Source organism: Bradyrhizobium sp. UFLA05-153 (assembly GCF_054185185.1).
Window position 1 is genome coordinate 65,889 of record NZ_JBBIAM010000001.1, and the last position, 21,760, is coordinate 87,648.

The 21,760-nt window shown below is 62.6% G+C and carries 20 protein-coding genes; 9 read left to right on the forward strand and 11 right to left on the reverse strand.

From position 1 onward, the window contains the following. Nucleotides 1–54: 54 nt before the first annotated feature. Nucleotides 55–441 carry a DUF1236 domain-containing protein gene (locus tag Q2941_RS00310; RefSeq protein WP_027521210.1) on the forward strand — a complete coding sequence of 129 codons (387 nt, stop codon included), beginning with the start codon at nt 55–57 and terminating at the stop codon, nt 439–441. Between the two features lie 58 nt (nt 442–499). Here Q2941_RS00310 and Q2941_RS00315 read toward each other — a convergent pair whose 3' ends face one another. Together Q2941_RS00315 and Q2941_RS00320 are read right to left on the reverse strand one after the other, a co-directional pair. Continuing rightward, entirely contained in the window at nt 500–1,102 is a 603-nt protein-coding gene (locus tag Q2941_RS00315; RefSeq protein WP_027521209.1) for a thiamine pyrophosphate-dependent enzyme, read from the reverse strand. An 8-nt stretch (nt 1,103–1,110) separates the two neighbouring features. Beyond that, the gene (locus Q2941_RS00320; protein WP_027521208.1) at nt 1,111–1,671 is read right to left on the reverse strand and encodes a thiamine pyrophosphate-binding protein; all 561 of its coding nucleotides are present in this window, start codon (nt 1,669–1,671) and stop codon (nt 1,111–1,113) included. 256 nt (nt 1,672–1,927) lie between these two features. Here Q2941_RS00320 and Q2941_RS00325 point away from each other — a divergent pair, with 256 nt between their 5' ends. Further along, the gene (locus Q2941_RS00325) at nt 1,928–2,977 is read left to right on the forward strand and encodes a hydroxyacid dehydrogenase (RefSeq protein WP_458191193.1); all 1,050 of its coding nucleotides are present in this window, start codon (nt 1,928–1,930) and stop codon (nt 2,975–2,977) included. Between the two features lie 34 nt (nt 2,978–3,011). Here Q2941_RS00325 and Q2941_RS00330 read toward each other — a convergent pair whose 3' ends face one another. Beyond that, nucleotides 3,012–3,245, reverse strand: a complete 234-nt coding sequence (locus tag Q2941_RS00330; protein WP_245287953.1) for a hypothetical protein — start codon at nt 3,243–3,245, stop codon at nt 3,012–3,014. On the opposite strand from Q2941_RS00330, the gene Q2941_RS00335 reads away from it, so the two are divergent. Next, nucleotides 3,139–3,543, forward strand: a complete 405-nt coding sequence (locus tag Q2941_RS00335) for a flagellar basal body rod protein FlgC (protein ID WP_245287950.1) — start codon at nt 3,139–3,141, stop codon at nt 3,541–3,543. The two genes, Q2941_RS00330 and Q2941_RS00335, sit on opposite strands and share 107 nt — an antisense overlap. A gap of 115 nt (nt 3,544–3,658) precedes the next feature. On the opposite strand, the gene Q2941_RS00340 is transcribed toward Q2941_RS00335, so the two are convergent. Next, on the reverse strand, nt 3,659–3,940 hold the full coding sequence (locus Q2941_RS00340; RefSeq protein ID WP_027521205.1) for a hypothetical protein: 282 nt from the start codon (nt 3,938–3,940) through the stop codon (nt 3,659–3,661). A gap of 169 nt (nt 3,941–4,109) precedes the next feature. On the opposite strand from Q2941_RS00340, the gene Q2941_RS00345 reads away from it, so the two are divergent. Beyond that, nucleotides 4,110–4,322, forward strand: coding sequence for a hypothetical protein (locus tag Q2941_RS00345; RefSeq protein WP_027521204.1), 213 nt, complete (start codon nt 4,110–4,112; stop codon nt 4,320–4,322). 18 nt (nt 4,323–4,340) lie between these two features. Here the strand turns inward: Q2941_RS00345 and Q2941_RS00350 are convergent, their stop codons facing one another. Both Q2941_RS00350 and Q2941_RS00355 read right to left on the reverse strand, forming a co-directional pair. Then, a complete protein-coding gene (locus tag Q2941_RS00350) occupies nt 4,341–4,919 on the reverse strand; it encodes a GNAT family N-acetyltransferase (RefSeq protein ID WP_458191195.1) in 579 nt (192 codons plus the stop codon). A 1-nt stretch (nt 4,920) separates the two neighbouring features. Beyond that, a complete protein-coding gene (locus Q2941_RS00355; protein ID WP_027521202.1) occupies nt 4,921–7,278 on the reverse strand; it encodes an Orn/Lys/Arg family decarboxylase in 2,358 nt (785 codons plus the stop codon). A 637-nt stretch (nt 7,279–7,915) separates the two neighbouring features. Here Q2941_RS00355 and Q2941_RS00360 point away from each other — a divergent pair. Continuing rightward, nucleotides 7,916–8,755, forward strand: a complete 840-nt coding sequence (locus Q2941_RS00360) for a universal stress protein (protein WP_027521201.1) — start codon at nt 7,916–7,918, stop codon at nt 8,753–8,755. A 29-nt stretch (nt 8,756–8,784) separates the two neighbouring features. Further along, nucleotides 8,785–12,144, forward strand: a complete 3,360-nt coding sequence (locus tag Q2941_RS00365; protein ID WP_458191197.1) for an AAA family ATPase — start codon at nt 8,785–8,787, stop codon at nt 12,142–12,144. 67 nt (nt 12,145–12,211) lie between these two features. Here Q2941_RS00365 and Q2941_RS00370 read toward each other — a convergent pair whose 3' ends face one another. Further along, nucleotides 12,212–13,501, reverse strand: a complete 1,290-nt coding sequence (locus tag Q2941_RS00370) for a patatin-like phospholipase family protein (protein ID WP_035661138.1) — start codon at nt 13,499–13,501, stop codon at nt 12,212–12,214. A gap of 419 nt (nt 13,502–13,920) precedes the next feature. Then, nucleotides 13,921–14,400: an Lrp/AsnC family transcriptional regulator gene (locus Q2941_RS00375; RefSeq protein ID WP_027521198.1), complete on the reverse strand. Its 480-nt coding sequence runs from the start codon at nt 14,398–14,400 to the stop codon at nt 13,921–13,923. Nucleotides 14,401–14,544: 144 nt separating this feature from the next. Between Q2941_RS00375 and ald the strand changes: the two genes are divergently transcribed. Continuing rightward, nucleotides 14,545–15,660, forward strand: coding sequence for an alanine dehydrogenase (gene ald / locus Q2941_RS00380; protein WP_458191200.1), 1,116 nt, complete (start codon nt 14,545–14,547; stop codon nt 15,658–15,660). 535 nt (nt 15,661–16,195) lie between these two features. Here the strand turns inward: ald and Q2941_RS00385 are convergent. Beyond that, on the reverse strand, nt 16,196–18,106 hold the full coding sequence (locus tag Q2941_RS00385; RefSeq protein ID WP_458191202.1) for a flavin-containing monooxygenase: 1,911 nt from the start codon (nt 18,104–18,106) through the stop codon (nt 16,196–16,198). Between Q2941_RS00385 and Q2941_RS00390 the strand changes: the two genes are divergently transcribed. Together Q2941_RS00390 and Q2941_RS00395 are read left to right on the forward strand one after the other, a co-directional pair. Then, nucleotides 18,105–18,551 carry a hypothetical protein gene (locus tag Q2941_RS00390; protein WP_254113241.1) on the forward strand — a complete coding sequence of 149 codons (447 nt, stop codon included), beginning with the start codon at nt 18,105–18,107 and terminating at the stop codon, nt 18,549–18,551. The two genes, Q2941_RS00385 and Q2941_RS00390, sit on opposite strands and share 2 nt — an antisense overlap. Before the next feature lie 185 nt (nt 18,552–18,736). After that, entirely contained in the window at nt 18,737–19,795 is a 1,059-nt protein-coding gene (locus tag Q2941_RS00395) for a YeiH family protein (protein WP_027521194.1), read from the forward strand. A gap of 187 nt (nt 19,796–19,982) precedes the next feature. Here Q2941_RS00395 and Q2941_RS00400 read toward each other — a convergent pair whose 3' ends face one another. Next, a complete protein-coding gene (locus Q2941_RS00400) occupies nt 19,983–20,855 on the reverse strand; it encodes an ABC transporter ATP-binding protein (protein ID WP_458191205.1) in 873 nt (290 codons plus the stop codon). Beyond that, the gene (locus Q2941_RS00405; RefSeq protein WP_458191323.1) at nt 20,852–21,724 is read right to left on the reverse strand and encodes an ABC transporter permease; all 873 of its coding nucleotides are present in this window, start codon (nt 21,722–21,724) and stop codon (nt 20,852–20,854) included. The genes Q2941_RS00400 and Q2941_RS00405 overlap by 4 nt, the downstream gene beginning before the upstream one ends. Between the last annotated feature and the right edge of the window lie 36 nt (nt 21,725–21,760).

The following is a 21,760-nucleotide window of genomic DNA, read 5'->3' on the forward strand; positions in this document are numbered from 1 at the left end:
ATCACCGGGACCCAGCGGTTGATCGTGCACGAACAAACAATCTGGAGAGAGGACATGAAGACCCGTCTTGCGATTTCGTTGGCTGCCGCTTCGCTGCTGGCGTCCAGCGCAGCCTTTGCCCAGTCGACCACAGCCGAGGGCGCCGCGAACGGCGCGCGGGCCGGGGGCGTGATTGGTGGTCCGGTGGGCGCGATGGTGGGCGGCACCGTCGGCGCGGCCGTTGGCGCCGGCCTCGAAATTCCGAACGCGGTGATCGGTGCGGTGCCTCGCTCCGAGCCGTCCGTCGTGGTGCATGAGCGCGTGGTGGTCGGTGAGCCGCTGCCGCCGACCGTGGTGTTGCACCCGGTGCCGAATTACAGGGAATACGACTATGCGGTCGTCAACGATCGCCGCGTCATCGTCGAGCCGCGGACCCGCAAGGTCATCAGGATCATCGACTGATCAGCGTAACCAGAGGCTGAGGCCCCGCGGGAGATTGTTTCGCGGGGCCTGCACGTATTCAGAGTGGCTGCCGTACGCCGAGGCCGTGCATGAAGCGCTCGCGGATTTGTACGGGATCGCGGCGCGTGGTGCCGACGCCGGGCTTGTCGTCGATGCGCACCGCAATGAGGCTCGGTTCCGTGGCCGTCAGCGAACCCTCGACCAGCCGCTCGAAATCCTCCTCGTCCGCGGCCCAGGCGCTGTTGGCGAGACCCGAACCGGTCGCGATTGCCACGACATCGGCCACGCCTGCGGCCGGCGTCGGCTGCGCACCGGTGATCTGGTAGATGCCGTTGTCCATCACGATCATGGTGAGATTCTTCGGCCTCAAGGTCGCGATCGTCGACAGGGCGCCGAGCTGCATCAACAGCGAGCCGTCGCCCTCCAGAGCAATGACGCGGCGGTCGGGCTGCGCCAGCGCGACCCCGAGCGCGATCGGGAAAGCGAGTCCCATGCTGCCCAGCATGTAGAAGTTTTGCGGGCGGTGCCCGGCGGCCCAGAGATCGAAATTGGTGTTGCCGATGCCGCCTATCACGGCCTCCTCGTTGTTGAGCCTTGCGATCAGGCGCGAGGTGACGTCGAAGCGGTTCATCACCTTGGTGTTGCTGGTGCTGCTGTTCATCGCGGCGCTCACTTGTCAAAGACCTTGCCGCCGGTGAGCAGCGGATTGAGGATCAGCGCCACCGGCGCCTGTGTGGTGACGGCCTGCTTGATCGAGCGGTCGGCGATGAACTCGAGCTCGTCGAGCCGGGTAATGGTGTGATGCTCGAGCGCGAGCGAGTCCAGCACCGGGCGCATGGTGCGGCAGACCAGCGCCTGGCCGTAGTTGAACTCGCCGAGCGTGCCGCGCTCGGACACGAACATGATCAGCGGGATCTGATAGGGCACCGCAAGCGAGGCCAGCACATTGGCCAGCGTGGCAAAGCCCGAGGTCTGCATCAGTACGGCGCCCCGTCGTCCGCCCATCCAGGCGCCGGAGACGATGCCGACGGCTTCCTCCTCGCGCGCGGTCGCAAAGGTCGTGAAGAAGGGGTCGGCGTGCAGGGCCTTGATCAGCGGCGTCAGCACCCGATCGGGCACGTAAGGCACCAGGCTGACCTCGTTCCGCTTCAGGGTTTGCAGCACGATACTGTGCCAGCTTGGTTCGGTGGGAGACATCTGGGGCGGGGTCTGCTGCTCCACGATCGTCATCTCGTCCTCCCTTCCGCGACATCTTTTTGGTCTATGCGTGGTGCCGCTTCATAGGCGCCTTGGTCTCGAACTTGACGCGCTGGGTGGGATTGTCAACATGTCCGGGCTGCCACGGTGGTCTGCGCCCGGTGCGCTGCCGTGGCCGGCACCGCCATGTCATAACCAGTCACAACGAGAACTGCGGGAGGATGGCCGGAGCGGGCGCAAAGCGGCGCCGGCCCCGCGTGCCTCCTTTTCAGGAGCCGGAAGCCTGTCGATGCCTGTCAACACCAAGCGCGTCTTCTACGTCAAATATCTCGCACATCCGATCTATGTCGACGTCCTGAAGGCGCGGAGTGACGTCCGGCTCGATCGCATCGAGAATGAAAGCCCGGAAGAATTCTACGCGCCGATTCTGGAGGCCGCGCATGTCTATCAGATCGGCGCCGCGCGCGACGAGCTCGCTCCCCATTTCCATGCCCAGGCCGGGCTGCTGAAACGCGCGCCGAACCTGCTGATCGTCTCCTCCAACGGCGCCGGCTTCGATCCGGTCGATGTCGAGGCCTGCACGGCGGCGGGCGTGCTTGTCGTCAACCAGTCCGGCGGCAACGCCCATTCGGTGGCTGAACACGCGCTCGCGATGATGCTCACCCTGTCGAAGCGCATCATCCAGTCGGATCGCCGTCTGCGGCGCGAGCGCGACGTCAACCGCAACGATCTCATCGGCAACGAGGTCGGGGGCAAGACAATCGGCATCGTCGGGCTCGGCAATGTCGGCCGCCGCATCGCCGCGCTCTGCAACACCCTGCTGGGCATGAAGGTCCTGGCTTACGATCCCTATCTTTCTGCAGGCGAGATGGCCGCGCGGGGCGGGGAGAAGGTCGAGCTCGACGAACTTCTGCGCCGGTCCGACTTCGTCTCGATCTCCTGTCCGCTGACCAAGGAGAGCCGCGGCATGATTGGCGTCCGCGAATTTTCGCTGATGCAGCCGCACGCCTATTTCGTCACCACTGCGCGCGGATTCATCCATGACGAGGGCGCGCTACTCCAGGCCCTGCGCGACCAGCGCATCGCCGGCGCCGGCCTCGACGTCTGGTCCAAGGAGCCGCCGCCGCCGGAGCATCCGCTCCTTCAGTTCGACAACGTGCTGGCGAGCCCGCATACCGCGGGCGTGACCCGGGAGGCCCGCCAGAACATGGGACGCATCGCCGCCGAGCAGGTCCTCGATGCGCTCGACGGCAAGCGGCCGCCCCGCATCATCAACCCCGAGGTCTGGCTGCGCTACGCCGAGCGCTTCAAGCAGGCTTTTGGCGTGACGCCGGGGTAGGGCGCGCGAAGTCTGATTGCGCTCCGATCGTTGGTCACGAGGATGAGAACAGAAAGCGGCGGATTTTACCGATGGCGTGAATGAACGCGTATGACTTGTCCTGTAGATCAGGGTTCATGAGCATACCTTCGATTGCGACATCCGGACTTTCTGCGGCGAGTTTGCGCGTAAGCGTGGCCGCGAGCAACATCGCCAATGTTAACACGACCGGCCCGTTACCCGCGTCGGGCGGATCGAGCACGTCGGCCGGTGCGGGCAGCTCGGGCATTGCTCCGACTTTTCCCGCGGCTTATGTGCCATTGCGAGTCGATCAGGTCGCCCAATCGAGCGGCTCGATGCCGGGCGGTACGGTTGCGACCGTGTCGACGGTGTCGCCGAGCTTCACCGCCCAATCCGACCCAGGCGCTCCCTTCGCAAACCATGATGGTCTGGTCGCAGCGCCGAATGTCGATCTCGCCGGGGAATTCGTCGAGTTGACGACCGCAAAATACAGCTTCATTGCCAATGCGAAGGTCATTCAGGCCTACTCGGAAACGACAGAGTCGCTCCTCGACATCGACACGTGACGGGTGATGTCGGCCTGTCTTGCCAGCCTTCGCTCGTCCGCCTCCACCGGCGCGACGCCGGGGTAGGGCCTCTACCCCAGCTTTGCGCCGAGCTGCTGGAACGCGGCCTCGCAAGTCATGAGGTCGAGATGGCCGCCGCCCGCGTTCCGAAGAAGGTGATGTCGGACGGTGAGGTGCGTCCTTGCACGCGACCGCTGGCGAGATCGCAGAGATCTCCGAGGACGTCTTTCTCGCTGATCGCGCCGCTCGCGATCGGTTGCAGGATGTCACCAACGCCGTGAAAGGCGGATTCCCGCCGGTCCACGAACGCACGCGATATCTTTGCTGCCTCGTCATCAACCTTGCGGGTTTGTGGCGTGTAGCCGCCGACGAGGTCCAGATGCGTGCCCGGCCGCATTACGCCGAGCGCTTCCGGAAGACGTTTGGGGTCACGCGACGATAAGGCGCGGCGGCTGACGGATCGGGATTGGGTCCGGGAAGCGGCCTCAGTTTGATCCTTCTCAAAATCTCCTTACCCCTTTCGGGGTAATTAGGATTAGAGTGCTGCCGGGGCAGCAGGAGGTCCCATGTCACGCTATGTCGTCAGGTTCATGAAGGACGTGCTCGGTGAGTACGGCCGGCAGAGTGAGGTCTGCCAGGGAACCCTGGAAATCGACGCTTCCTGTGAACGCGAAGCGACCGAGCAGGCCAAGCTGAAATTCTGCAAGGACCAGGCGTTACATCACTGGTCCCTGCATGCGGATCGTATTCATGTGAAGGCGGCCGATTTTCCGTCCTGAGGCGGAGGTCCGGCGCGTTCAGCGGCTGAGGATGGACGCAGGCGGCGCCGCAGTCGCGCCGGCGCCGAGCGATCGCTGCACCATGACGGTATCGGACCAGCGGCGATGGCGGTAGGCGACCCCGCACAACAACCCGACCCGGGCAAAGCCGAATTTTTCGTGCAGCGCCAGTGAAGGCGCATTGTCGGCGTCGATATAGCCGATCATCTGGCGGAAGCCGGCCGCGGCGCAAGCGTCGACCAACTCCTGAAGCAGCAGGCGTCCGACACCGCGGCCGAGATGGTCGTGATGGACGTAGATCGAGTGCTTGGCGGTGTAGCGATAGGCCGGGCGCTTGCGAAACAGCACGGCATAGGCATAGCCGATCACCTCGCCGCGCCAGGTCGCGACCAGGTGGGGGAGGCGCGTCTGCCGCAGATTCTTGCGCCGGTCGCGCAGATCGTCGGGCTCGGGCGCGCCGGTGCCCTCGACGTCCTTCGCCACGCCGTGGCGGACGTGATGGCGGTAGATCGCCCGCATCGCCTCGACGTCGCTGTCGCGCGAGGGCCGGACCAGGACCGGCTCATCGTTCGTGCGCATTGCACTGGTTTCGTTCATGCTACTCGGCCACCACGTAGGTATAGAGCCCGATACGGCCGGCGGCGTCGACCTCCTTGTAGACACCCTGGATTTCGACGTCGAAGCCTGGAAACGTGTTGAAGCAGGTTTCGAACATCTTGAGATAATCGATCATGGGTTTCGCGCGTTCCGTGAGCCGCTCGCCGGGCACGATGGTGGCGATACCGGGAGGATAGACCACGAAAGGCGTCGTCGCGATGCGGCCGGCGATGGCCTCGATCGGCAGATAGTCGACATCGTTGCGGATCAGGCAGCGCGCGGCGTCGCGCGGCGACAGCGCGATCTCCGGGAGGTGCTCAGGCAGGAACTGACGCGCCTGGAGCGCACTGACGTCGGCCTTGCGGAAGAAGCGGTGCATCTCCGCACAGAGGTCGCGCAGCCGCACGCCGGCATAGCGCGCCTGCCGTCGTTGATAGAATTCGGGGATGGCGTCCGCGAGCAGCGTATTGTCGTCGTGCAGCTTCTTGAACGCGACGAGCCCCGAGATCAGCGTGCCAGCCTTGCTAGCCTCGACGCCCGGCGTCAGCAGGAAGAGCAGGGAGTTGAGGTCGTTCTTCTCGGCAACGATGCGATTCTCGCGCAAGTATTGCGCGACGACGGGGGCGGGGATGCCGTGTTCGGCATAGGTGCCGGTGGCGCGATCGAACCCTGGCGTCAGCAGCGTCAGCTTGTTCGGGTCGGTCATGGCAAAGCCCTCGGTCATGCCGGGGAAGCCATGCCAGGTGCTGTCGGGACCGAGCTGCCAAAGCGCGGGATTGGTGGCAAGCTCGTCGGTCGAGAGCGTCTCCCAGGCGACGTTATGCGCGGCGCCCGGCCGGCTCACATCCGGAATGGCAACGCGATCGGGGACGAACGGCTCGAAGAACCAGCGCCGCTCGACGTTCTGTTCTTTCTCCTCGAACTCGCGGCGCATGGCGCGGATCTTCTTGCGCAGTTCGATGCCGAGGCGGATCGTGTCGTCCCACAGCACCTCGCCCGAGCGGCCCTTCATCATCTGCGCGCCGACGTCGAGGGAGGCGAACAGCGGATAGAACGGCGAAGTCGAGGCGTGCTGCATAAAGCTTTCGTTGAAGCGGCGGTGCTCGACGCGCCGCTTCTGGCCGCGGATATGGCGGTCCCTGATGTGGATCTGGGACGCCTGCGAGAAGCTCGCGAGCTGCTTGTGGGTCGACTGCGTCGCGATGATGCCGGGTGCGTCTGGCGTGAGGCCCGACAGACCCATGGCAAAACGCCCGGCATAGAGCGGATGAAACTTCATGAAGCCGGCCCAGGCCTCGTCGAACAGGATGTAGTCGCAGAGGTGGCCGATGCGCTTCAAGATCATCTCGGCGCTGTGGATCGTGCCGTCATAGGTGCATTGTTCGACGACGGCGACGCGGAACGGCCGTTCCCTGCGCCAGGCGTCGCGATCGCTGACCAGCGGATGATTGCGGATCGCCTCGCGCAAGGCCTTCTCGTCGAGTTCCTCCCAGCGCATCGGGCCGATCAGGCCCCAGGCATTGCGGATGGTCGGCACGTAGACAGGGATGCCGCCATTGATCATCAGCGCGCCGTGATGGGCAGCCTTGTGGTTGTTCCGATCGAACAGCACGAGGTCACCGTCGGTGACGAGTGCGCCGAGTGCAACCTTGTTGGAGGTCGAGGTGCCGTTGAGCACGAAATAGGTCTTTTCCGCACCGAAGATTTGGGCGGCTTCCTTCTGCGCTTTCAGCGCCGGTCCTTCGTGGGTGAGGAGATCGCCGAGATCGAGCACGGAATTGTCGAGGTCGTCGCGAAATACGGACTCGCCGAGATGCTCGACGAAGACACGGCCGATCGGGCTGCGGCTATAGAACATGCCGCCATTGTGGCCGGGGCAGGTCCAGAGCTGGTTGCCTTCCTCGGCATAGTCGACCAGCGCGCCGAAGAACGGCGTCTTCAGCGTCTCCGCATATTGCTTGAGCCGGCTGATCAGGTTCTTGGCGATGAAGGGCGGGGTCTCCTCGGACAGGAAGACGTAGCCGTCGATAAAGTCGAGCACCTCGACCGGCAGGTCCTCGAAGCGCTTGCGGCGGATCAGGAGGATGATCGGGAAGTCGAGACCGCGGCGACGCATCAGGTTGATCAGGGCGGCGGTCTTGCCCTCCAGCCCCTTCTTGCCCCAGTCGACCACCATGCAGCCGATGGCGGCGTCTGTCTGCACGGCGATCTCGGCATCCTCGAGCTTGCGGGCCCTCACGACCTCGAAGCCGGAGCGCTGGATCTCCTCGATGATCTGGTTGAAGCGGATGCCCTCGAGGTCGTCGGCATCGAACACCGGGGCGGCGAACAGGAAGTTGAAGCGCTTGAAATAGTCCATGGTGGGTCCCGAATAGCGAAGCCAACAGCTCTCGGCATATTCGATGACAGTTCGATGACAGCGTCGTCCCTGATGGGACGCCGCTGCCGACGTCTCTGTTTGTAGGGGCAGGCGACGCGTGGCTTTCCAGCGGACATGAGGTTGGCGGCACGGGGCGTCCTTTGGAGCGTCTTCGCAGCCGACGCGGTGATTTGCCCGAGGGGCCAGGAGCGATCACAATGATTGCGTCCGGCCCAACTGGACGATCAGCAATGGTTGCTTTCGCGCCTCTTCTCAGAGCGGAGCAGCGAGCAGCCAACCGCTTCTTGTAGTGGTCAAACTGAGACTCCGCGACGATGCAGAAGACCGTCGCGATGCCACCCGGTGCGTTCTTGATTGCCAGTGAACGATGAAAGGACGCAGGTGGCGATCGCCGTTGGAGAGACGACGTTATTTGCCAGCCTGACATCGAATGGCGCGTCAGGCAATACTATCATAAAGTGAGGCGGCGCCAAATGGAGGTCGAGAAGCCGCCGGGTGCTGGATGGCTGGCGCCTCACCAACGGTCTGCCTCGGCAACAGCTAGCATTCGGAAGTCACTGCATTGGGAGATGAGCAGCGCCGCATCTGAGATTTGTGTCCAGCATGGGGGTTGAGAATGAAAACGATTCTAGTACCGACCTACAACATGGCGATGATGACATCCGCGCTCGAGGTCGCGGTACGACTGGCGCAACGGACTGGCGCCTATGTCGAAGGTTTTCCGCTCCGGTTCAGCATACCTCAATATGTCGTCGCAGAGTTGGCTACCGGGCTCTCCTTGGATTCGTACCATGAGAGGAGTGAGGAGGAGATCGCCGAACTGCGTCGTTCATTCGAGGCGTTCATGTTGAAGCACGAGGTTCCGAAGGCGACCGCAAGCTCGAACCGGCCATGCTTCGACTGGTTCGATAATGCACCTGAAGGTGAGGATTTTGTCGGAAGTTATGGACGTGCTTTCGACATCATCGTAATGCCGCGGTCCGACGTGGATGCCGCCGGCCCTCACCGCCGCGTCATTGAGTCTGCGCTGTTCGAGAGTGGCAGGCCTGTCCTGCTGGCACCACCAGACGTGCCGAGAAGCATTGCGACAAACATCGTGATCCACTGGAACGGGAGTACCGAACAGGCTCGTGCAAACGCATTTGCGATGCCGCTGCTTCGTTTGGCCGAAAGGGTTACGTTGCTGAGGGTGATTGGCGGACAGGACGTGGCAGGCCCATCCGCGGACCAGATAGTTCGCCAATTGCAGTACAATGACATTCCCGCCAAACTGGTGAGCGTTGAACTGGGAGATCGCAACACCGGCGAGGCGGTCCTCGATGCGGCCAGAGCTCAGGGCTGCGATCTCCTGATAAAGGGAGCCTTCACCCGCAACAGGTTGCGGCAAATGATATTCGGCGGTGCCACCAGCCATGTCATGGAGCACGCGGATTTGCCTGTCCTGCTGGCGCATTAGCATCGTATCGCACAGGCCGTAGGTATGCCATGACCGGTATTGCAGAGTGGCTAGCATCGATTGGTTTGGGAGAGTACGCCCAGCGTTTCGCCGAGCACGCCATCGACCTCTCGGTCGTCAGCGATCTCACAGAGCAGGACCTCAAGGACCTCGGCGTCCTGCTTGGTCACCGGCGAAAGATTCTGCGCGCGATTGCAGAACTTAAGGGTGAAGTCCTTGTATCGGCCCAAAGGAGCGCCAAACCAGCGCCGCGGGACAGCGCCGAGCGGCGCCAACTCACGGTCATGTTTTGCGATCTGGTGGACTCGTCGGCGCTTGCTGCCCGACTGGATCCAGAGGACTTACGCTCGGTAATCGGCGCCTATCACGACTGCATCGCGGAGATCGTCGCGCGGAATGAGGGCATCATCGCGCGGTACATGGGGGATGGCGTGCTTGCCTATTTCGGCTACCCCCAGGCGCACGAGGACGATGCCGAGCAGGCGACACGCGCGGGGTTGGCGCTGGTCGATGCCGTAGCCAACCTCCGGATAGATTTCGGCGCCAAGCTACAGGTCCGCGTTGGGATCGCCACCGGCATGGTAGTCGTGGGCGATCTGACCGGCGAAGGCTCCGCCAAGGAGCAGGCGGTCATTGGTGAAACACCGAACCTGGCTGCTCGCCTGCAGCAGTTCGCCGAGCCCGGTATGGTGCTGATTTCCGAGAGTACGCACCAGCTCACCGCCGGATACTTCGAATACGGCGATCTCGGCTCTATCGCGCTCAAGGGTTGGGCGGAGCCGATACCGGCCTGGCAGGTGCTCGGGATAAGCGGTGTGGAAAGCCGTTTCGAGGCGCAACGCAAGACTCGATTGACACCGCTCATTGGGCGTAACGAGGAGATCGAGATGCTGTTGCGGCGCTGGCAGCATGCCGCGTCAGGCGAAGGCTGCGTGGTGGTTCTAACTGGAGAGCCAGGTATTGGTAAGTCGCACATCGCGCTGGCGCTTCAAGAGCGACTCCGGGCCGAACCACACATCACGGTGCGCCATTTCTGCTCGGCGCACCACACCAACAGTGCGCTGTATCCACTAATCGCCAACCTCGAGCGTGCCACCCGATTCGAGCGAGGCGAGACCCCGACGGAAAAGTTCGCCAAGCTTGAAGCTCTGCTCTTGCGGTCTGGCGCTGACGTAGACCGCGTGGTGCCGGCTCTGGCCAACCTTCTGTCGCTGCCGATCAGTGACCGCTATCGTCTGCCCGAACTGAGTCCGCAGAAACGCAAGGAAATGACGCTGGCGGCGTTCTTGGCTCAGCTCGAGGCATTGGCGGCGCGGCAGCCAGTGTTCCTCATCTTCGAGGATGCCCATTGGGCGGACCCGACCTCGCTGGAGCTGCTTACGGTTACACTGGAGAGAGTGCCGCGACTTCGAGTGCTGCTGCTCATCACCGCGAGACCAGAGTTTACGCCGCCATGGCCTGGTCATGCGCACGTGACGACGGTTTCGCTCACACGACTGAATCGGCGCAACGGGGCGGCATTGGTCGAGCGCATCACTGCCGGCAAGACGCTCCCGGAGGAGGTCATGGACCAGATCCTCGCCCGTACCGACGGTGTGCCACTGTTCGTCGAGGAACTGACGAAGGCCGTGCTCGAAACCGGGCTGTTGCAGGAGCGGGACGACCACTACATGCTCAGCCGTCCGCTACCCTCGATGGCGATTCCAACGACATTGAACGCATCGCTGATGGCCAGACTCGACCGATTGGCCCCAGTGAAGGACGTGGCTCAGATCGGCGCAGTCGTAGGACGCGAGTTCTCTTACGAACTGCTGAGCGCTGTTGCCGGGCTGCCAAGACAAAGGCTTGAGGAGGCGCTTGCCACGTTGGTTCGGGCGGAATTGATATTCTGCCGGGGCGAGATACCTCGTGCGGTCTATACCTTCAAGCATGCGCTCGTGCGGGACGCGGCGGAAGCGGGGCTTCTGAAGAGCCGACGCGCAGCGCTGCATGCCACCATCGCAGACGTCTTCGAAGAACGGTTCCCGGAAATTGTGGAGACACAACCCGAGACTCTCGCACTCCACCTTACGGAGGCGGGACTGTTCGAAAAGGCAGGAGGGTATTGGCTTCAGGCGGGCAAGAAGGCGGCCATGCGCTCCGCCAACCTCGAAGCCATCGCACACTTGCGGAAAGGCATCGAGGTCTCGACCCATTTGGCCGACAGCGCACAGAGGGACAGACGGGAGCTCGATTTCCAATTCGCGCTGGGACCGTGCCTGATCGCTACCGAGGGGCCGGCCTCGCCACATGCGGTGGCGACCTTCGCTCGCGCGCGCGAACTGTGCCAGCGCCTCGGAGATCCCCCCGAGCAACTACAAATCATGTTTTGGTTGACCACTGCGAGCGTCATTCGTGGTGAGTTGCCGGTCGCCGAGGAAATGATCTCGGCACTGCTCGATCTCGCGGAGGCCCGCGGCGATCGACCAACGTTGCTCAACGCGATGCGCGGGCAGGGGATGATTCGCCTTTTCATGGGACATCTCACGGGCGCCCACGACGTGATCGAACGGGCCTACGAAGCATTCGAGGCGAGCAGCGAGCAGGACAGATTGGCGGCGCGTGCCGCCGGCCAGGACGCGGGCGTGGCCGACCTTGCCCTGATGTCATGGGCGCTCTGGCTGCTGGGCCGCGCCGATACCGCAGTCGCACGTCTCAATGCCGCCATTCAGCGTGCCGACGACACCAGTCATCCGCATTCGCAGGCCTATGCATGTTACTATGCGTCCATTCTCCACGCTCTGCGGGGCGAGTTCCTCGCCACGCACCGCTATGCCGAACGCTGTCTCGCCTTGTCAGAGGAGCACGGATTCCGGCAATGGCGAGGATTGGCGCGCGCCGTCCGGGGGATAAGTGCCAGCTTTCTTGATCCGTCGTCCGCTGCGCTCGCGGAAATCCGGACTGCGATGAACGAATATCGCAGCGCGGGCTATCAGCTCGGCATCACTGCACTATACGTGCTCCTGAGTCCGGCCCTGTTGTCGAGCCATCAATACGAAGCTACGCTGGAGCTGATCGAACAGGGCCTCGCTACAACCAGCCGCAACAGCGAACGGATATTTGAGGCCGAGCTCTACCGACTGAAGGCGCGCGCGTTGCTCCTCCATGGCGTTCCGCAGGCCGGCGCCGAGGCGCAATCGATCCTCGATCATGGTTTGACGATTGCAAGAAGCCAACACGCCAAGGCCCTCGAAATTCGAGTTGCAGTAGACCTTGCCGCCTTGTGGATCGATCAGGGCAGGCGCGAGGAGGCGCTTGACCTGCTCGCCCCCATCTACACCGGGTTCAGCGAGGGACTTGAAACGCAGGATCTAAGGCAAGCAAAGATGTTGCTCGACCGGCTGCGGTAATTCTGCTTGGACTACGGGTGTGGTGGCCTTGCTCAGCACGTCGGTCGCAAAGCCGCTCTATCTGGCGTCATGCATCCAATTGCTGTTGACATTCTCGATAGGTATTTTGCACCCCTTGCCACCCATCCTTGTGGTCCTTCGCCGGATTCTCGTTTATGAAGTGCGGCCCGGGAGGCGGCGTACCGTTTTGATGTACCTTGTATGCGTCGATCGCTTGTTCCGCAGCGGCTTTCCCCAACTTGCGCCCAGCGTCCAGGTTGCTGTGATTCCATTTGAAACTGATGTGCCCCGGTACGTGAATCTCCACGATGGTGCCTTGCCACCGATCCTCCTTTTTTCCGTCGAACCGCACGTGGTATTTGAAGAGCCTGACGTCATCTTCGCCAACGGTCGCCGCGAACAATTGGCAGAGATTTGCCAGGGCATCGTGAAGGTCTTTCGGTTTGCGGACTTGCTTCGAATCGACGATTCGGCTCACCCATATTTCGTCCAGCTCCTCGCCTTGCTTGCGGTGCTCCTGGATCAAACTCTCAAAGTTGACCGTGTCGACCAGCGCTCCCTCGCAGTAAGTAGCGCCATCGATCTTCACCGTTTCCTCGATGAAGGGAAGGGCTGAACATGCACACAAGCTCGACGCGCTGATCGGAACCCTGTACTCCTTGTCCTTGTCCTGCTGGGTCATCGGACGGTTGGAAAACAACGCAAGCCTGTGATCGTCAAGATTCCAAGCGTTATGAAATATCAGGGGCTTTTCGGGCTTGTTCAGCTCCTCGAAATTTATGCTCTTCATGAACTGGCTTTTTGGATAGTTGATCCTGGAGAGGCCGGTGACATGGGACAGATACATCATGGACGTAGCGTAGCGAACGAAAGGATTGGGTGCCAGCACCTGATTGAGGATCCATCTGTTTATGTCGCCTTCGTCCGGCATCGCGAACTTATTCCGGCCGTCTGCTTCAGGGTGTTGAGCGCACCAGAACGACATGGACTCCCCGACGGCACTCGCCATCGCTCGTGGGTCCCATAAATCCTTATAGGTTTTGGGATCTGTGACGAAGCTGGTCATTGCCCTGCCGATACTTTCCCAATCCGGACCGAACACCGTGTTTATGGGAAAGTGCTTGTAGCCTTCGTCGTCTCGGAACACGCCGTTCTTGAAGAACTGATAGGTCTTTTCCGCCCTATCTGTATTTTTAACTCCATCAAACTGATTATAGACGATCCCGACCCAAGCGCCGATGCAGGACAAAGCCCACACGTCAAACTTGATATCTGCGTTGGCAAGAGCTTCCAGAACCCCGATGTGCAGCCCCGCTGCTGGACCGCCGCCGCCTAGCGTTATCGCTCTCTTCACCATTGGTTCCTCCAATTAGTTTGTCGTGTAGTTTGTTCTCCGATCAATCTTCTGAATTGCGTAAAGTGAAGCGCTTGGTCGTTCTTGGATTATTGGAAAGCACCCGCAGGCTCACGGCCGTACAGCATGCCATCGAACCCCATTCAGACAGGCTCATAGATCCGGCATTGTGAAACACGTGTGACAGAGCGGTGCGTGTCGATGTCAGACGCATTCTCGAACATGCTGACCGCACTGGCGCACGTCGGCCGAGAACCTGAGTTAGCGTATCGCGGTCTGACCCGTCCATCTGTGAACCAGTTCACGTAAGATGTTTATCTCTAACGAGAGTACCCGTAGCCCAATCGTGACATCCGTGGTGAACACGAAGGAAGTCGCTGAGCGCGACGCGGTACGACGACGCGACTGGAGCAATGGCGCAATCAGCGCTTTATCTCGCCGAAGACCACGGTCGGCACGGCGCGGTTGACGACTTCGCGTAGGGCGAAGCTCGATTGGACCCGGGCGACACGAGGCAGGCGCGACAGCTCGGTGCGGTGGATGCGCTCGAAATCCTGGATGTCGCGCGCGAGCACGATCAAAATGTAGTCGTCGGTGCCCGACATCAGGAAGCAGCGCACGACGGAGGGGCATTTCACCACCTCGGCCTCGAAGGCCTTCAGCGCCTCGTCGCTCTGGCTCTCCAGCGCGATCCGCACCAGCACTGTCGTGGTGAGGCCGAATTGCCCGAGATCGAGCGCGGCCTGGTAGCCGTGGATATAGCCGTCATCCTCCAGCGCCTTCTGCCGTCGCGCCAGCGCCGTACTCGACAGGCCGACCTTGTTGGCGAGCTCGGTGTGACTGGCTCGCGCATTAGTGGTGAGTTCCGCGAGGATGGCGAGATCTTTTCGGTCGAGGGCCAAGGTTTCGTTTCCAGCGTGGAAGTGACAATCGGCGCCGGAAACCGGCGTCCGGGTACCGAAACTAGCTGATATTTGCACGAAACCAAACCGGGGCCGCCGCTACGATGAGGAGAAGAATCAAGACGTTAAGACAAGGAGCTCGGTATGCGCGTTGGTGTTCCCAAGGAGATCAAGGTGCAGGAGTATCGCGTCGGGCTCACCCCGGGCGCTGTTCGCGAATATGTCGCGGCCGGGCATGAGGTCTGGGTCGAGACTGGTGCGGGCGAGGGCATCGGCGCCTCCGACGAAGTCTACCGCAAGGCGGGCGCCTCGATTGCGGGCAACGCGCGCGAGATCTTTGCCAAGTCCGAGATGATCGTGAAGGTGAAGGAGCCACAGCAGAGCGAGTGGACGCAGCTTCGCGAGAACCAGATCCTCTTCACCTATCTTCATCTCGCGCCCGACCCCGCGCAGACCAAGGGGCTGCTCACCTCCGGCTGCACTGCCATTGCCTATGAGACCGTCACTGACGCGCGCGGCCAGCTCCCTCTGCTCGCGCCGATGAGCGAAGTCGCCGGCCGCCTCGCGATCGAGGCGGCCGGCGCCGCGCTCAAGCGTTCGGCAGGCGGACGCGGCGTGCTGCTCGGCGGCGTGCCCGGTGTGCAGCCGGCGCGGGTCGTCGTGCTCGGCGGCGGGGTCGTCGGAACCCAGGCGGCACGCATGGCGGCGGGTCTTGGTGCAGAGGTTACCGTGATCGATCGTTCCATCCCGCGCCTGCGTGAGTTGGATGATATGTTCCTTGGGCGCGTGCGCACGCGCTTCTCCACGATCGAGTCCGTCGAGGACGAGGTGTTTTCCGCTGATGTCGTGATCGGCGCGGTGCTGGTACCCGGTGCGAGCGCTCCGAAATTGGTTACGCGCGCGATGCTCAAGCCGATGCGGCCAGGCGCCGTGCTGGTCGACGTTGCGATCGATCAGGGCGGCTGTTTCGAGACCTCGCGTCCGACGACCCATGCCGAGCCGACCTACGACGTCGACGGCGTCGTGCATTACTGTGTCGCGAACATGCCGGGCGCGGTTCCGGTGACGTCGAGCCAGGCGCTGAACAATGCCACGCTGCCGTTCGGGCTGATGCTCGCGGGCACGGGCTTTGCAGCCGTGCTCGAGAATGCGCATTTGCGCAACGGCCTCAACGTCTATCGCGGCCGCATCACCAACAAGGCGGTGGCCGAGAGTCTCGGTCTGCCGTTCTCGCCGGTCGAGAGCAGCCTGGCGGCGTAACTGCGCCGTTACATCTGGCATGATGATCACGCATTAGGCAACGTGCGTTCCGCAGCGTCGCTCCGTAGTTGCAAACCTAACAATGCGCAGTTTTCGCATCTCGCTGAAAAGTTCCTACGCGCGCGAGAAACATGCGATCACGGATCAGTTCACGTCGTCGCTTAATTTCCTCGAAATGGTCACATCGGGGTTAGGTTGCTGGCATTGATAGGCACGATCCGAAATCTTCGTACGGAACGGTCCGAATGCTTGGCGTTCTCATCCTCATTCTGGTCGCCGCGATCTCGTTTGCGGCGGGATATGTCACGCGTGATCGCATCTCGCAAAAGCGCCGCGCCAAATATCTGAAGTGGGAGCCGTACGTGCGAGCGTCTGAACGACCGGCGCAGCCGCCGGCGTTTCTCGTCCAGACGCCAAGGACTCAAGCACCGAACCCTCAAACATCGAAGGCTCAGGCACCGCGGATCAGCGCAGTCGATGGCGCAGGGCCCGCGCCTGCTTCGCAGTCGCCGGCCGAAGCCAAGCGTCGCCAGGTTCACGCCTTCGTCAGGCGGTAGTCGCCGAGATCCGGATCGTGCGTCATCCGCCAGTAGTCCACGAAGCGCCACGGCATCGCTGAGAACACCCGGCCGCTTGTATTGCGGTAGTAGGTGGTCATGCCCGGATGGGTCCAGATCATCGCCTCGTGCTCGGCATCGACCTTCCGGATGTAATCGTCGTGCACATCCTGGCGGACGTCGATGGCGGCGACACTGTTTTCCATCATCTCGACGAGACAGGCCGAGATGTAGCGGCTCTGGCATTCCGACTGGAAGATCACGCTGCCGCCATGCGCAGGGCCGGAGTTCGGGCCCAGCATGCAGAAGAAGTTCGGGAAGCCCGGGACGGTGAGGCCGAGAAACGCGGTCGGATTGTCGCCCGCCCAGGCGTCGCGGAGATTCCTGCCGTCGCGGCCGGTGATGTCGAGGCGGGCCGCCATCTCGGTGACCTTGAATCCGGTCGCGACCACGATGATGTCGGCCCGGCGGTTCTCGCCGTCGGATGTCACGATGCCATCGCGATCGACATGATCGATCGAGTCGGTGACCAGCTCGACATTGCCGCGCGTGAGCGTCTTGAACCAGTCGTTGTCGAGCAGGATGCGCTTGCCGTAAGGCGGGTAGGTCGGCACGCATTTGGCGATCAGGTCAGGGCGGTCCTTCAGCTCGGAAAGGATGAAGTCCGTCAACTCCTGGCGGTGCCGGTCATTGCCCTTGTTGACCGCACGCTCCGGATGCGGCCAGGCTGGATCCTTGCGCAGGAACGGCAACAGGCCGTCGCCATAGCGCCAGAACATGTTGAAGCGGTACCACTGCACATAGAACGGCAGGTGCGCGAGCAGCCAGCGCGCGCCCTGTGTAATTGGATCGGAATAGCCCTTCACCGGTCGCGCCCATTGCGCGGAGCGCTGGTAGACGGTGACGGAAGCAGCGCGGGGTGCGATCGCCGGCACGAGCTGCATCGCGGTCGCGCCGGTGCCGATGATCGCGACATGCCTGCCGTCGACGTTGATGTCGTTCGACCACAGCGCCGAATGGAGGATCCGGCCCTTGAAATCCTCCTCGCCTTTGAACCGCGCGCGGGAGGGATCGTTGAGCTGGCCTATCGCGCTGACGAGTGCCGTGGACTCGAACGTTTCTTCGCCGCTGCTTGTCCTCAGCGTCGAGATCCAGCGGCGCCTGCTCTCGTCCCATCGCGACGAGGTCAGTTGCGTGTTCAGCCGCAGATGCTTGCGCAGGCCGAACTCGTCGGCGACCTTCCTGAGGTAATCGAGCAACTCCTCGCGCTGGCAGAAATAACGGGTCCACGCGTTGCGCGGGCCGAAGGAGTAGGAATAGGAGTGGTTCGGCGTGTCGACGCCGCAACCGGGATAGCGGTTGATCCACCAGGTGCCGCCGAGCTCGGCATTCTTTTCGACGATGGTGTAGGGAATGCCGAGATGGCCGAGCGCCACGCCAAGCGCGATGGCGCAGACGCCGGCGCCGACGATCAGCACGTGCTGCTCCGCCAATTGCGCGTCGAACGGACGTCTGCTCCAGCGCGCCTCGCGCGGCGCGAAACCCATCTCCTCGCGCATCAGCGGCGCATATTCCGGCGCGACATTCTCGCCAAGGCAGGCACGCATCATCTTCAGAAGCAGCTCTTCGCCAGGATCGGTGATGACTGGTGTTGGATTGCCGTCGGCAAAGAGTCCGACCACAGCGGCGCGGATTTCGTCCTGCGCGTCCCTCGGCACGCCGGCCTCGGGATCAGGGATGAGACGGATGTCGCGCTTCGGCAAATAGGGCTGGGCGAGCCACCGCTCGTCGCCGGTCATGTGAACGAGCACCATCAGGAGGCAGCGGATGTCGCCCTCGGCGATTGCGGAGGCGAGGTCGAGGTGCTGGCGCGGCAGTTCGATGTTCATGAATGATCCCAAGTCCGGCGAAGGCGACCAATGCGATCGTCGCACTTTACTGCCGAACCGGGCAGGGGGCTTGGGCCCAGACGCCGCCAAAGAAGAAAGCTATCGTTGTAGCCTGCTCCCGCGGAAGGAAATTCCCGCGCGGGGGCGAAAAAAGCCAATCAGTTCCATTGCCGAGAGAAGCGCAAACGACGACATTCCGTTCAGAATTCAGTGGATTGGCCTCGCGATGGAACGCGCAAATTTCGAGCCTTTTGGCGAGCGACTGGCCCCGGCAAGGGACGACCGGCCGCAGTCTCGCGCCTCCAAATATCTGCTGTGGACGGGCACCGGTTTGTTCTGGTCGCTGGTCGGGGCCATCGTGCTCGCCCGCGCCGCCTTCTTCGAGCCTGGCGTTTTCGACGGTTTTAGCCGCGTCGCATCCCTGGCCAAGGGCCTGATCTTCTAGGCCATCCGAGCAGCCGCTCCCTTCTGTCTGCAATGTGCTCGAAGGCCATCCTTTGGGCCGCACTCGCCTGCGCGCACAGGAGAATAGCCTTTAAGGACATTACTTGCTTCCGCCGGCCGGAATCGAAAATATATTGCCCTCTTGCGCCCTCTCGCGCATAAAATCTTCTCCTTCGGGAGATTTGAGTGGCCCAGAACGAAGCATCCTCTTCAGCCGGCACAAGACCGGCGACCACTGCCGGCCGCATTGTGGCGCTGATTCCGGGCGTTCTCCTTTGCATCGGCATTGCCGGCATCTCAGCCGCCCTTGAAGCCACCGAACGGCACGCCTTCGCGCATCCCTATGTAGAGGCGCTGGTGATGGCGATCCTGCTCGGCATGGCCGTACGCAGCTTCTGGAAGCCGTCCGAGCGCTGGCAGGCCGGCGTCGCCTTCAGCGCCAAGCAACTCCTCGAAGTCGCGGTGATGCTGCTCGGGGCCTCCATCAGCTTTGCCGCGATCGCCGCCTCGGGCGTGACGCTGCTCGCTTCGATCGCCGCCGTGGTCGTGGTCGCGCTCTGCGTCTCGTTTGGCTTAAGCCGCATGCTCGGCCTGTCCACACGGCTGTCGATCCTGATCGCCTGCGGCAATTCCATCTGCGGCAACTCGGCGATCGCCGCCGTGGCGCCGATCATCGGGGCCAACAATGACGAGATCGCATCCTCGATCTCCTTCACCGCGATCCTCGGCGTGATGATGGTGCTGGGCCTGCCGCTGCTCATCCCGCTTTTGCAACTGACGGCGACGCAATATGGCATCCTCGCAGGGTTGACCGTCTACGCCGTGCCGCAGGTGCTCGCGGCGACCGTGCCGGCTGGCCTCGTCAGCACGCAGATCGGAACGCTCGTGAAGCTGATGCGCGTGTTGATGCTGGGGCCGGTCGTCGTCGGCCTCTCGCTCGTTGCTTCGCGCCGGCAGGGCGGAGCGAAGAAGACCAGCGTCGGCTTCTTCCGGCTCGTGCCCTGGTTCATCCTCGGCTTTCTCGCGCTCGCCACGCTCCGTTCGCTCGAGATCGTTCCGTCAACCGTAGTCGGTCCGGTGACGAAGATCACAAGCTTCCTCACCGTCGTCTCCATGGCCGCACTCGGTCTCGGCGTCGACGTGCGCGTGCTCGCCAACGTCGGGGGACGCGTGACGGCGGCAGTGACGCTGTCGCTGATGCTGCTGCTCGGGATCAGCATCGGACTGGTGCACTGGTTCAAGTGAGGGACGCACACTGAACCCTCTTCCCTTGTGGGAGAGGGTGGCTTCGCGTGAGCGAAGCCGGGTGAGGGGTCTCTCTCCGCGAGAGACACGCTCATGATATTCTCGGACGCAACCCTTCATCCGGCGTGCTGTGCGCGCCACCTTCCCCGACAACGTGAGAAGGGAAATCAGTTCACGAGAACGCCGCTTACAACACGTCCGCCAGAGAGTGGCCGTGCAGCTCGATGTTGAGCCCTTGCATACCGAGGTCGTTGATCTCGCCGCCCATCGCCTTCAGGCTTTCCTCGCGGATCAGGGACATCAACCCGCGGCGCAGCGCCAGGAACTCCGAGGACATCATCATGGATTGTTGTCGCGGCCGCTCCAGCGGAATCGGGATCTCCGCCTTGATCGAGCCGGGCCGCGCGGTCATGCAGTAGACCCGATCGGAGAGGAAGATTGCTTCGTCGATGTCGTGGGTGACGAACAAGACCGAGATCTTCAGCCGCTGCCACATGTTGGTGAGGATCTGCTGCATGATCACCCGGGTCTGCGCGTCCAGCGCGCCGAAGGGTTCATCCAGCAGCAGCACCTTCGGCCCCGTCGCGAGCGCACGCACGATGCCGACGCGCTGCTTCATGCCGCCGGAGAGCTTTTCCGGATAATGCTTCTCGAAGGCCTCGAGGCCCGCGAGCCCGAGCAGCGTGCGCGCCGCGCGCTCGCGCTGCGAGCGGGGCATGCCACGCATCTTCAGGCCGAACTCGACGTTCTCCCGCACCGTCTTCCAGGGAAACAGCGAATATTGCTGGAACACCATGCCTCGCTCGGCGCTCGGCCTACTGACGCGTTCGCCGTCGACCGTGATGGTGCCGGTGGTGGGTTTGAGAAACCCAGCCACCGCATTCAGGAAGGTCGACTTGCCGCAACCCGATGGCCCGACGATCGAGACGAATTCCCCCGGTTTGACATGGATATGCGTGTTGGTGACGGCCTCGACCGATCCGTCGATGGTCTCGTAGATCAGCGAAAAATTCCTGACCTCGATATGTCCCTGCGGGGTGGCGGTCGCGATCTCGCTCATTTCGCCCTCCATGGCATCACCAATTGTCCGGCGCCGCGGATCAGCAGGCTCGATCCGAGGCCGAGCACGCCGATGGCGATCATGCCGAGCGCGATGTCGGCATATTGGACCAGCGAATAGGCCTCCCAGGTGAAGTAACCGATGCCGTATTGCCCGGAGATCATCTCGGCCGCGATCAGCGACACCCAGGCAACCCCCATTCCGATGGTGAGGCCGGTGAAGATGTGCGGGAGCGAGGCCGGAAAATACACCTCGCGGAAGATCGAGCGCTCGCGCGCCCCCAGGCATTGCGCCGCGCGTACCAGCACTGGATCGACCAGCGACATGCCGTGCAGCGTGTTGACCAGGATCGGGAAGAACGATCCAAGGAAGGTGATGAAGACGATGCTCTGCTCGTTGGTCGGCCACAGCATGATCGCCATCGGCACCCAGGCGATCGCCGGGATCGGCCGCAGCACTTCCGCAACCGGGAACACCACCTCATGGACCAGCTTGAAGCGGCCCATGATCAGCCCGAGCGGCACGCCGACGATCGCAGCCAGCGAGAAGCCGAAGAATATGCGCCGGCAGCTGAGCAGGATGTGCATCAGGAATTTGGGATCGTGGATCGCCTTGGTGAAGCTCGCATAGACCGCCAGTGGTGAGGGCACGTTGGTGAAACGCACGAAGAACACGACGCGGTAGGTCGTGAGCAGATGCCAGACGAGCAGGAAGGCGGCGAGCGAGATCACGCCGATGGCGGTCGCACGCAACCTGTCCTGGTTGAGCCGATACCAGCGACCTGCCAGGGCGCCGAATGAGGGCGACGCGGGGGTCGGCGTCGCGACAGGCGCAGGCGAGGGCTCTGTGACGGCTGCGGCTGCCGGCATGGCGTCCTCCTGATGGCGCAGGATGGCGGGACTGCT